Origin of the sequence: Burkholderia sp. SJZ089 (assembly GCF_007828315.1) — a bacterium.
Classification (GTDB): Bacteria; Pseudomonadota; Gammaproteobacteria; order Burkholderiales; family Burkholderiaceae; genus Burkholderia; species Burkholderia gladioli.
The window spans coordinates 241,452-253,390 of the sequence record NZ_VIUM01000005.1; the positions used below are offsets into that span (position 1 = coordinate 241,452).

General features: G+C 69.7%; 10 protein-coding genes. 2 read left to right on the plus strand and 8 right to left on the minus strand.

All coding sequences use genetic code 11. The features are described 5' to 3' along the window. The first annotated feature begins 188 nt into the window (after positions 1–188). A complete protein-coding gene (locus tag FB600_RS11460) occupies positions 189–1,235 on the plus strand; it encodes a polysaccharide lyase family 7 protein (RefSeq protein ID WP_098181892.1) in 1,047 nt (348 codons plus the stop codon). 40 nt (positions 1,236–1,275) lie between these two features. Here the strand turns inward: FB600_RS11460 and FB600_RS11465 are convergent, their stop codons facing one another. From FB600_RS11465 to FB600_RS11485, 5 genes are all read right to left on the minus strand, one after another. Further along, complete coding sequence (locus tag FB600_RS11465) at positions 1,276–2,841, minus strand: 5-methyltetrahydropteroyltriglutamate--homocysteine methyltransferase (protein WP_145756801.1); 1,566 nt, start codon at positions 2,839–2,841, stop codon at positions 1,276–1,278. A gap of 70 nt (positions 2,842–2,911) precedes the next feature. Beyond that, the gene (locus FB600_RS11470) at positions 2,912–3,274 is read right to left on the minus strand and encodes a DsrE family protein (protein ID WP_096750581.1); all 363 of its coding nucleotides are present in this window, start codon (positions 3,272–3,274) and stop codon (positions 2,912–2,914) included. 54 nt (positions 3,275–3,328) lie between these two features. After that, positions 3,329–3,568, minus strand: a complete 240-nt coding sequence (locus FB600_RS11475) for a sulfurtransferase TusA family protein (protein ID WP_096748801.1) — start codon at positions 3,566–3,568, stop codon at positions 3,329–3,331. 223 nt (positions 3,569–3,791) lie between these two features. After that, positions 3,792–4,757 carry a zinc-binding alcohol dehydrogenase family protein gene (locus FB600_RS11480; protein WP_145756800.1) on the minus strand — a complete coding sequence of 322 codons (966 nt, stop codon included), beginning with the start codon at positions 4,755–4,757 and terminating at the stop codon, positions 3,792–3,794. Positions 4,758–4,824: 67 nt separating this feature from the next. Then, positions 4,825–5,076 carry a hypothetical protein gene (locus FB600_RS11485; protein ID WP_145756799.1) on the minus strand — a complete coding sequence of 84 codons (252 nt, stop codon included), beginning with the start codon at positions 5,074–5,076 and terminating at the stop codon, positions 4,825–4,827. Between the two features lie 111 nt (positions 5,077–5,187). Between FB600_RS11485 and FB600_RS11490 the strand changes: the two genes are divergently transcribed. Then, positions 5,188–5,985, plus strand: coding sequence for an AraC family transcriptional regulator (locus FB600_RS11490; protein ID WP_098153979.1), 798 nt, complete (start codon positions 5,188–5,190; stop codon positions 5,983–5,985). A 633-nt stretch (positions 5,986–6,618) separates the two neighbouring features. On the opposite strand, the gene FB600_RS11500 is transcribed toward FB600_RS11490, so the two are convergent. From FB600_RS11500 to FB600_RS11510, 3 genes are all read right to left on the minus strand, one after another. Then, positions 6,619–7,935 (minus strand): AcvB/VirJ family lysyl-phosphatidylglycerol hydrolase, encoded by a 1,317-nt coding sequence (locus FB600_RS11500; RefSeq protein ID WP_392387826.1) that lies wholly within the window; start codon positions 7,933–7,935, stop codon positions 6,619–6,621. Between the two features lie 38 nt (positions 7,936–7,973). After that, a complete protein-coding gene (gene mprF / locus FB600_RS11505) occupies positions 7,974–10,562 on the minus strand; it encodes a bifunctional lysylphosphatidylglycerol flippase/synthetase MprF (RefSeq protein WP_145756798.1) in 2,589 nt (862 codons plus the stop codon). Between the two features lie 517 nt (positions 10,563–11,079). After that, positions 11,080–11,898 carry an FkbM family methyltransferase gene (locus tag FB600_RS11510; protein WP_096748796.1) on the minus strand — a complete coding sequence of 273 codons (819 nt, stop codon included), beginning with the start codon at positions 11,896–11,898 and terminating at the stop codon, positions 11,080–11,082. Positions 11,899–11,939: the final 41 nt, after the last annotated feature.

Genomic DNA, 11,939 nt, shown 5'->3' on the forward strand with positions numbered 1-11,939 from the left:
TGTCCGCCCGACTCGCGGCCGTCCGAAGCGCGTGACTCGACCGCTTCGCATCGCGAGACATCAATTCCTCCGGAAGACAATCACGCGCCGCGCGCTTCTTACAATCGATTAGCTGCCCCCTGACGTTCGATGACGTATCGACGGCAAAGGGCGCGTGTACTTCCGTCACACGATCCGGAGAAGCATTCATGTCGGTTGGCATCCAGAACAACTACGCGGTGAATTCGACGGCGTATCCGAGCGGCTCCGGCGCCGCCGATGGCAGCGGCAGCGCGAACAGCCTGCAGCAGTCGATCATGCAGCTGATCCAGCAGATGCTGATCGAGCTGATGCAGATGCTGCAGGATCCGAACGGCAACGGTGCGTCGTCCGGCGGCGGTAGTGGAGGCGCAAACGGTGGCGGAAGCGGTGGCGGCGGTGCGCCGGCGATGCCTTCGATGGGCGGCAGCGGTGGCGGCAGCGGCATGCCCGTGGCTGGCGCGCTCGACAGCGGCGGCCAGGGCGGCGTCGGCACGCCCGCCTCGACGGGCGGCGCATCGGCGGGCGGTGTCGCGGCCAGCTCCGGCCCGGCGCCCGGCAACGGCCCCGGCGCCGTCAACCTGAACGGCTTCGGCAGCCTGCAGTTGCCGAGCGGCAGCAACGGCCATGTCGACACGATCGGCGCCGGCCAGCTCAAGCGCTACGACAGCGACTTCTTCAAGCACAACGGCGACGGCTCGCTGACCTTCAGCGTGCCGCCGGGCGGCGGCGCCCACACCGCGCACTCGAACTTCCCGCGCTCCGAGCTGGCCGAGGGCAGTTCCTGGAAGATGGGCGACGGCAAGTCCACGCTGAGCGCAACGCTCTCGGTCGACAAGCTGCCGCCGAACGGCGACGTGGTGATCGGCCAGATCCACCAGCGCGTGGACAGCGGCAAGCCGCGCCCGCCCGTCGAGCTGCATTACGACAAGGGCAATATCGTGGCCAGCATCATGGATTCGAATTCGCTGAGCGCCGGCCGCCACGACGTGGTGATCGCCAAGGACGTGAAGCCCGGCGAGAAGTTCTCGTACAGCATGAGCATGGCGCCGAACGGCGAGCTGAACATCTCGGCGGCCGGCCAGAGCAAGACCGTCAAGATGGACCCGAGCTTCGACAACGCCAACCTCTACTTCAAGGCCGGCAACTACTGCCAGGATCCGGCCGGCGGCAGCCAGGTGAGCTTCAACGGGCTCGATATCGACCATCAGCATTGAGCCGGCGGGCGGGTTCGAACCCGCCCGCCCTCGCCTTCGGCTAGACGCCGTGCCGCTCGCGCAGCCGTCGCGAGGCCTCCACCAGCACGCGCAGCTTGGCCTCGGCGATCCGGCCGCTGTTCACCGGCGCATCGGCGAAGGTCGCGAAGCCGCAATCGGGATTGAACAGCACGCGCTGGGCACCGAACAGCGCGATCGCCGTTTCGGCCTTGCCCAGCACCTCATCGAGCGATTCGACATGCGCGTGCTTCTGGTTGCAGAGGCCCACCCCGATGCGCTGATGATCGGGCAGGCGCCTCAGCACCGCCATCTCGCCCGCGCGCGGCGTGCAGAGTTCGAGGAACAGCGTGCCGACCTCGAGCGCGGCCAGCGTCTCCACCAGCGGCGCGTAATCGCCCGTCATCGCCTTGCTCTCGTCGGTGCTCCAGTTGCCGCGGCACATGTGCATCGCCAGCCGGTCCGCCGGAAAGCCCCGCACCACCGCGTTGAGCAGCTCGCGCGCGAAGGCCAGCTCGGCGCGCGGATCGCCCTTCTCCGACAAGGCGCCGCACATGAAGCTGCGCTGGCCGGTGACGCCGGCATACACGACCTCCGACAACACCGGCTCGTCGAACTGCACCAGCGCCGCGCCGTTGGCGAGCAGCGCCGCCAGCTCCTCGCGCAGCACCCGCACCACGTCGGCCGCGAGCGCCTCGCGGCTGGCGTAGGCGCGGTCCGACACGCATTCGAGCCACATGGTGCGCGTCAACAGATAGGGACCGGGCAAGGCGATCTTGGCGGGGCGATCGCTCAGCTCGCGCAGGCTCGTCAGCTCGTGCACAGCCAGCGGCCGGCTGCGCCCGAGCGGACCGAACACGGCCGGATGGCGCACTTCGCCGGCCGGCACGTCGAGCGCGCGCAGCTCCTGCTCGAAGGCGAGCGGATCATCGACGTAGGGCAGCAGGTCGGTCAGCGGTATCAACTGGCAGTTGTCGAGCCGGCCGCCGACGAAGCTCGCGTAGCTGTCGCGCCGCTGCTCGCCGTCCGTGACGACATCGACGCCGGCACGCAGTTGCGCGGCCAGCGCGAGCTGCACGGCATCGTCGGCGCTGGCCTCGAAGGCCGCCTCGTCGAGCCGGCCCTCGAGATGCTCGTGCAGCGCCTGCAGCATCCAGCGCGGCCGAGGCCAACTGCCGATGCCCATCACCGACAGCGGCGCAATCGACGGCGCCGGGGATGGCGCCGGCAGCGAGGCTGGGATGCTGACCGGCACGATCTCGATCGGCGCGCGCGGCGGCGGTTCGCGTTGCGCGTCGCGAGCCGGCGAAGTGGGCGAAGTGGCCCGCGCCACCTGCCCCGCCCCGGCCGCGAACGCGCCCTTGCTGACCAGGAAACTGCGCAGCCTGCCCTGCCGCGTCCATGACACCAGCTGGTTGCCCGTCATGCGGCACCAGGCCGGCAGGTCGCCCTCGACCGAGGTTTCGGTCGAGCGGATCTCCAGCAACTGGCCGCGTTCGAGCGGGTCGATATGCTTGCGGATCAGCAGCAACAGGCCGTTGCCGCAATCGAGGTCGCCGCCGTCGAAGCTGACGGCCGGCGCGTGGGTGTGACGCTCGCTGGCTTCCATCGCGTGCAATCCGGATCGATGGGCCGCGCCGGCGGGAATCGCCGGCGCGCCCGGGGTCGCACGGGAAACCTCAGTAGCTGAGGCTCGGGCAGGCCTCGCCCATGAATTCCACCAGCATCGCGCCGCCGACGATCCTAGCGCCGGGGATCAACTGGTCCTCGTCGAGCGCGCGCTTCTTGAAGCAGGGCGAGCAGACGTAGATCTTGCCGCCCGCCTCGACGAAGCTCGTCATCAGCTCCTTGAGCGGCGCGAAGCCGGGCTCGTGGATCTCGTCGGCATAACCGGCTTGCGAGAGCCGCGTGCCCTCGATGTTGAGGAACACGACCGCTTCCTTCTCGCTGGCGATCGCCGCGTTGGCGACCACGAAGGCGACCGTCGCGCGGTCGGTATCGTCCTTGGCACGAGTCAGACTGACCACGAATTTTCCAGACACGATAGGCTCCTGCTGATGCACGTCGATGGAGAAACCGGGCGGGACCGGCGGCGCTCAGGCGCTGGCGCCGGCCGACTTCGCCCGGATGAAGAACACGCCCTGCTCCGGGTCGGCCTGCAGCAGCCGGTGCCCGGTGATTCGGCAGTATGACGGAATATCCTCGATCGCCCCGCGATCGCGCGCGGTCAGGCGGATCACCTGGCCCGGCATGTCGCGCAGGCGCACGCGCAGCTTCAGCAGCAGTTCCCCGCAGCCGATTTCGCCGGCATCCCAAGCCACGTCGTAGTCCATCATGCTGGTATCGCCGCCTCCTGCGTCGGGCTCGGGCGGCGGGAGTGCCGCCCGTGACTATCGTAGCGGGCCGGGGCGAGAATGCAATCGCTCGTGATCCATCAAGCGCCAGCCATCGGATCCAATATGTTCCCGCTCAGATAACTTTTCTTATCTCAACGTCACGATCCAACCTCAAAACTCGCCCATCGCGAATCGCGCCGATCACGAAGCCATGCACGCCCCCTCACGCCCCGATCGTGAACACCGTGCGCGTGCGGCTATCCGCCTTCGCCCAAACCTCGCCGAGCTGCGCGAGCGGCACCGCCCGCGTGTCGATCCTCAGCCCCGCTCGCGGCGCGATATCGAGCACCATGCGCAGCGCCTCCAGCAACATCGGCATCGGCACGCTGCCCATGCCGCTGCCCATCAACGTGATCGCGGTGGAGCGCAGCACCGCCGCCGGCAAGGAGATCTCGCCGCCGCCGATCGCGCCGATCTGCACGTAGCGCAGCGCGGCCAGGTCCGGCAGCGCGCGCGCCGCCGCGCCCAGCAACGCATGCGCGCTCGGCCCCCAGAGATAGTCGAGCACGATGTCGACGCCACCCGCGAACTGCTCGCGCAACGCCTCGCCGAGCGTCTCGTCCTGGCCCAGCGGCACCAGCACGTCGGCGCCCAGCGCCGACAGCTCGCCGAGCGCGGTGGCGTCGCGGCCGGTGGCGATCACCTTGCCCGCGCCGAGGTACTTGGCGATCTGCACCGCCAGCCGGCCCGACGAGCCCGTCGCGCCATTGACCAGCACCGTCTCGCCGAATTCGAGCCGCGCGCGCTCCTTCAGCGCGGCCCAGGAGGACATCGCGGGGATCGCCAGTGCGGCGGCCGTCACGTCGTCGAGCGCGTCGGGCAGCGGCAGGCAATGCGCGTCGCTCACCAGGGTGCGCTCGGCCATCGCGCCGTGCGGCGCGACCGGACCGAAGAAATAGACGCGTCGCCCGTCGGGGTCGACGCCCGTGCCGTCGACCCCGGCAACGAAGGGCAGGCCCCGCCCCGCGGTATCCGAGGTGTAATGCACGCCGGCCGCGCGCGAGCGCGTGACGTGGCTCAGCGCCGAGGCGGCGACGCGGATCTCGCGGCAGCCGGCGCTCGCGCGCGGTGCCTCGAAGTCGCCATACTCGGGCGCCTTGCCGGCCGTTTTCACGATTGCTGCTTTCATGGGAAATTCCTCCGTTCGTTCCGGACCGCGCCGGATGCGGCACCGGCCCAGTTTGCTTGAATGCGCTTCAGTTGGCCTCGACCCAGGCGCGCAGCGCCGGATCACGAATCTCGAGCACCTCGAACAGGCCCAGCGCGCGCAGCGCCGGCAACGCGGCGAGGATGTCGGCGCGCGCCTCGGCACGTTCCGCCCCGCTCGCATCCGGCGTGCCCAGCACGCGCGCGTTGGCCAGGAACGCGCCAACGGTGCCCTTGCGCACCATCACGCCAGCCAGCTTGGTTTCGTTTTGCTCGTCGGGCAACAATTGTTCGGCTCGCATCGGGTTTCTCCTGTCTGATCGCTGCGGATCTGGTCATCGATGAAAGGCAGTTTATCGAGATACAATCGGCCGAGCTCCGGCATGGAAGCCAATCGATACGGAATTTCGGCCATGCGTGATCCCCTGCTCCCCCCACCTCTCGTACTCGAATCGGGCGGACCGTTAGTTGCGGCTGCGGAGTTGACGCAATCCGTGGCGCGGGAGACCGAGGCGCATCGGCATGCGCGCGGCCAGTTGGTGGGTGCGCTGAGCGGGCTGCTGTCGGTCGGGCTGGAAGCGCAGCAGTGGGTCGTGCCGGCCACGCACGCGATCTGGGTGCCGCCCCATCACATGCATTCGCTGCGCTCCTACGGGCCGTTCTCGGGCTGGAGCGTGTTCGTCCAGGAGGCGGCCTGCGCGGCGCTGCCGACCGCGCCGCGCGCGATCCGCACCAACCCGCTGCTGCGCGAGGCGGTGCGACGCGCGGCGACCTGGTCGGGCGGCTCGCTCGACCACAACGAGATCCGCATCGCGGAATTGATCCTGGCCGAGATCGCGGCCTCGCCGGCGCAGGCGCTGGGCCTGCCCCGACCGCTCGACGCGCGCCTGGCGAGGATCGCCGACGCGCTCGCGGCCGACCTGTCGGACACGCGCCGAGCCGAGGACTGGGCGCACTGGGCCGGCATCGCGCCGCGCACGCTGAGCCGGCGCTTCCTGGAGGAAACCGGCATGAGCTTCGCGCAGTGGCGCCAGCAGGCGCGCGTGCTGCGCGCGCTGGAGCGGCTCGCGGTGGGCACGCCGGTCACCACCATCGCGCTCGAGCTCGGCTACGACAATGTCAGCGCCTTCATCGAGATGTTCCGTCGCGTGCTGGGCGTCACGCCGGGGAAATACGCGGCGGAGTTGCCGCCGCTGGCCGCGGCCGATTGAGCCGCAGGTGTCGAGCGCGCCTGCGGCCCGAGCTCCCCGTCACGCAATCACGACAAGAACCCGCGCTTCGTTCGCCCCCTGCCCACCTGTCGCCCATTCGGCTCACGCCATTCGGGCGCGACCTACGATCGCCCTGTATCGACCAGGCGTTGCACATCCTCGCCGCGCATCACATCGGTGGCCACCGCCAGCGCCTCGAGCCGTTCGATACGCCGAGCGCCGAGCGCCGAGCACCACGCGCGCGCTGTCGGCGACGAGCCGGCGCGCGGCCGCCTCGCCCGGGCCGCTGCTGGCGCCGGTGACGACCAAGACCCTGTTCTCGATCTGAATGGATTGGGACATGTTCGATTCCCCGGTGGAACGGGCACCGGCGGCCTGGATGGGACGTCAGCCGGGAAATCTAGCAAAGGGGGAGGCGCGCCTGAAGGCGCCGTCACCGCACAAGATGGTGAACGGGCTTCAACAATCGGGGAAAAGACAGGATGGGCGCGGCACCGAAGCGCCGCGGGAACCCGGATCGGAAGGAGAGCCGCCGCGCGACGGCAAGCGGGATGCCCGCGAGCCTCGCGGTTCAGGCGCCGGGGCGGCGCGTCGACGGCCGCCGAGCGCGACCATCGACATGCGTTTTCGCGCTCAGCGCCCCGCCGCGTTCCTGCGCAGCGCGTCGAGGATCTGCCGCTCCAGCGCCAGGTAGTCGCCGCCGAAGTGGTGATCGCCGCCGGTCTTGATGACCTGGGCGCCGCTGCCGGCCAGCGCCGGGCACAGCGTGTCCTGCTCGGTCGCGCCATAGAAGCACTGCACCTGCTTGAGCGGCAGCTTGTTGAACTCCGGCCGCACCTGCAGGGCCTGGTCGCTGGCCGGCATGCCGAGCCAGCCCGTCACGCGGATCTGGAAGTCGGCCGAGGGCGCGAAACCGAGCAGCGAGATCACCGAAACCTTGTCCTTGAGCGGCTGCGCCAGGCGGTTGTAGGCGAACGGCATCACGTCGGCGCCGAACGAATAGCCGATCAGCGCGACATGCGAGGCGTGCCAGCGCGCCAGGTAGGTCTGCATCACGCGCGCCAGGTCGTGGCTGGTCTGGGCCGGCGTCTTCTCGCTCCAGAAGTAACGCAGACTGTCCCAGCCGACCACCGACACGCCGTCCTTCTGCAGCGCCTCGGCGATGGTCTTGTCGAGATCGCGCCAGCCGCCGTCGCCCGAGATCACAATCGCCAGCAGGCCCTCGCCGGCGGCCATGCCGCCCTGCCTGGCGGGCAACTCGACCAGCGGCAGGTCGGACACGTCGAGCTCGTCGGCGCTGCCGTCGCGCAAATGCGGCGCGAGCAGCGACACCAGGCGCGCGGCGTCGCCCGTCGCGGCGCTGTCGACGAAGCCCGGCGTCTTGCGGCGGCTCACGGTCGGGTCCGGCGGGCACATCCTGAAGCGCGCGTCGAGCGTGGCGGCAGGCGCCACCGTCACCGCGCCCGAGATGGTGTTCTCCGGCGCCTGCGCCAGCACCTGGCGCGCCAGCGCGCCGCCCTGGCCGATGCCGGCCACGATCGGCGCGAAGTAGCGCGAGGTCTTCAACTGCCGTTCGAGCTGGTGGCTGACCGCCTCGGCGTCGCCCACCAGTTGATGGCAGCTTTCCTTGTCCCTGGCGAGATTCGCGGCATAACGCGCGGTATCGACGCCGACCGTCAGCGCGCCGGCCTTGGCCAGCGCCTCGGCGGTGGCCTGGTCGGCCGCGCTCCAGCCGCCCGCCGCCGAATACAGCACCACGAAACCATGCACGTCGCCCTCGGGCCGCACCACGCTCACCTCGCCGTAGCGCCCGCCGGGCATCCTGCCCATCCTGCCGACCAGGGTGGCCGGCTGCGAGGCGGCGCTCGCCGCCGTGGCCTTGCCGGCGAGCTTGCCGCCCGCCTTGCCCGATTCCGCCGCACCGGCGCCCGCGACCTGCACCAGCATCATGCCGGCGGCCACCGCCGCCCGGCCCCAACCATTCCACTTCATGAACGCCGACCTCCTGCCAGCAAGGACAGATCGGCCAGCGTGACGAACACGCCGACCGAACCGGAAGCCGCCAGATAACGCGGCTCCCATTGCGGCTCGAACTTGCTCTTGAAGGCGCGCAAGCCGCGGAAATTGTAGAAACGCCCGCCGAAGCGCCAGACGATGCGGCCCAGGCGGTGCCAGAGCGAGGACATCGGCGCCGAGCCCATGCCCGAGAACGGCGCCATGCCGAGGCTCAGGCGCCGGAAGCCGGCCTCCTTCAGGTGCAGGGCGAGCTGCGTGAACAGGTACTCCATCGCGTAGGGCGAGGCCTCGGGCACGTGGCGCATCACGCCCACCGTCGCGTCGGTATTGAGATCGGTGGTCATGAAGGTGACGAAGGCCACCGGTTCGTCGTTCTGGCGCACCAGCATCACCGACTGGGTGGCCAGGTAGCCGTCGTGGAAGGCGGCGATCGAGAAGCTCTTCTCGCGCGCGTCGCGGCTGTCGAGCCAGTCGTCGGAGATTTCGCGCAACAGCGGCAGCATCCCGGGCACCGCCTGTGGCGGGATCACCTCGACCGACATCGCGTCGCGATCGGCGCGCCGCAGGGCGTAGCGCAGGTGCGAGCGGTTCGAGCCCTTCAGGTCGAAACGATCGAGCGCGATGTGCGCCTCCTCGCCGAGCTTGACCAGGGTGAGGCCGGCGTCGAGATAGAGCGGCAGCGCCTCGGCGCGCACCTGGTAGAAGGCCGCGCGCCCGCCGTGCGCGTGCGCGCGCAGGATGAAGTCGTTGATCAGCCCGGCCCATTCGTCGCGCGGGCCAACCGGGTCGTAGAGCGCGGCCCAGGTGCGGCCGTGCTTGGCGTACATCAGGAAGGCCTCGCGCGAGGGCGAGAACAGGAAGCTCTTGTCGCCCATCAGCGCCAGGCCCACGTCGCTGCGGTCCTGGGAGCGGATGATGCGCGCCGCGTCGGCCAGGTCCTGCGGCTCGGGCATCACGAAGCGGCCGGCGGCCGGGCGCAGCAACTGCCAGAGCGAGGCCATCGCGGCGAACACGCCGGCCGCGAGGGTGGCGCGCAGCGCCCGCGAGGCGCGCTCGTCGAACGAGAAGGTCGACCAGATCTCGCGCGTGTAGGGCACGTCGCGGAACGCGAACAGCAGCACCCAGACGGCCAGCATCAGCACCAGCGCGACCGACATGAACCAGCCGATCGTGAAGGGCTCGGCGAACAGCGAGGAATGACGGTTGAAGCGGCGCCGCGACACCAGCAGCAGCACCAGCAGCGCGACCAGCACGCCGGCCTCGACGAAGGCCAGGCCCTTGGAGAAGGACAGCGCGAGGCTCGCCAGCGTGAGGCCCAGCGCCATCCACCAGGCCGCGTCGAGGCGGCGCAGCAGGCCGCGCGCGACGAACAGCAGCGACACGCCGAGCACGCTGCAAAGCACCTGCGAGCCTTCCATCACCCACAGCGGCACCACGTTGCGCAGCACCGCGATGCGCTGCCAGAAGGCCGGCGTGGCGCCCGAGATCACCAGCATGCCGCCCACCGCGAAGGTGACCAGGCCGAGGAACAGCGGCGCGAGCTGCGAGACCTGGGCGGCCTGGGCCGACACGAAGCGATGGCCGATCGCGCGCCCCTCGAACACGGTCAGCAGCCCGGCCGACAGCACCAGCGGCACGCCGAAATAGATCGCGCGATAGGCGATCAGGGCGGCCAGCATCGAGGTGGGCGGCACCGCGCTGCCGAGCGTGAAGGCCATCGCCGCCTCGAACACGCCGATCCCGCCCGGCGTATGGCCGATCATGCCGAGCAGCAGCGCGCCCGAGTAGACGGTGATGAAGGTGACGAAGCCGATATGGCCGTGCGGCAGCAGCGACCACAGCGCGAGGCCGGCGGCCACCACGTCGATCACCGCGAACAGCAGCTGGCCGAGCAGGTCGCGACGCGCCGGGATGTCGAAGGAGAGCCAGCGCCAGCGCGAGCGGATCTCGCGCGGGGCCTTGCCGCAAAGCGCCACCAGCGCGGCCAGCAGCACCAGCACCAGCGCGCCGCCGGCGCGCAGCCAGCCGGGCCCGACCGGCAGCATCGCGGCCAGCGCCGTCGAGCCGCCCAGCATGCCGAGCGCCGTCATGCCGACGATGCCCAGCGCCAGGGTGGCGCCCATGAAGACGGTCATGCGGCCGATCTGGGCGGCGCTCACGCCCGAGGCGCCGTACACGCGCACCCGCACCGCGCCGCCGGTCAGCGCGCCGAAGCCGGTGGCGTTGCCCAGCGCGGTGCCGGCGATGGTGCCGATCCACAGCGGGATGCGCGGCACCGAGGCGCCGACGTAGCGCAGCCCGATCGCGTCGCGCGCGACCAGGGCCACGTAGCTGAGCGCGGTGGCGCCGAGCGCGCCGGCCCATTCGCCGAGCGTGAGGTGGCGCAGGTTGCGGATCACCGACTTGTAGTCGACGGTCTCCGACAGGTGCTGGAACACGAACAGCAAGGCGATGCCGATGCCGAGCGCGAGCAGCGGCGACATGAGGCGGTCGAGCCGCAAGGTCTGGCGAACGCGCGCGAAAGCCTGCGCCGCGCGCCGCGGTAAATCACTAGAAGACATGAAATCTGAGGATCAGGCTGGAACCTGTCGCGAGTTTGACGCTACCGTCGTTACCATCGTGTTGCGGCCGCGCCCCGAACGCGGACTTCGCTTGCCGTGATGGCCGGCCAGGCCGGTATCAGGGCCCGGCAGTCTACCGGAGCGACATTACAAAATGGTTCGCCGCAGCCGCCAGGCTTCTGACGATGCTCCGAAAACCGCTTCGGCACGCGCGAACCCCATCGCACGTCTGTCGTCAGGAGATTGCGCATGATACTGGAAAAGCGCCGCGAAAAACCTCGCGGCAACTACGTAAAGGCAAGCCCCTAGCGGGTTTTCACGGAACCGGCGAAATGGCCGGCGATAGCAACGGCGGCGTTTCGGGTTCCGAACCATCCAGGGATTCGCAGGAATCCGAAGCGCAAGCGTTTGCGGCACCAAGCTTACTGGAATATTTCGAATAATCGACATCGGCATTTCAACCCTGTTCGCCATTGGGGTAGTCGAAAGCCGCGCGTTCCGGAACCGCCCCGCCCGCTCAGCGCAGATAGAGCACGCCATCGCCCACCTGCAGATGGGCAGATACCGGATCCTCGCGATGCACGGCGATCAGGTTCAGCCCGGCCGGCACGCAGCGATAGCCGAATTCGGCCAGGAAACCCTCCACCAGCGCCGCGTCGGTCTTCAGCACCTCGACCGTCAGCATCGGGCGGCAACGCCGCAGCGTGTCGCGCGCGCCGGTCAGCGCCTCCATCTCCATGCCCTCGATGTCGAGCTTGACCAGGTCGACGCGCGGCAGCGCCAGCGAATCGATGCTGATCATCGGCACCGTGCTGCCCACCGCGGTGTCGTAGGAGATCGGCTGCCCGATGAACTCGCCGTTCTCGCGCGGACGCAGCTCGAGGCTGCCGAAGCTGGCATGCGAGAGGTAGTCGGGCTGCGGCACCGAGAGCTCGCCGCAACGCTCGCCGAGCGCGGCCAGCTTGGCGCGCGCGTTCAGGCAGTTGTTCAGCACCAGGTTGCCGGCCAGCGCGTAGAACACCACCTCCTGCGCCTCGAAGCTCAGCACCCGGCCCCAGCCGTGCATGTGGCGCGCCCATTCGATGGTATGCACGCCGATGTTCGCGCCGCCGTCGATCGCCACCACGCCGTCGCCGTGCAGCTCGTGGCGGCGCGTCAGCATGGCCAGCGTGAAGCCGACCTCGCTGGTGTCGAAGCAGCCGTTCTGCAGCAACTGGTGGCCGACGCCGTAGTCGTCGCCGGTCTCGGTGGTGTTGTGATCGTGGCGGTTCACGATCATCGTGCCGTGGTTGGTCGCGGCAAGCATGAACGCGACCGGGCGTTGCGGAAAGCTCATGATGGCGCCTCGCAATCGAATGCTTTGTTCTTGGCAGGCCC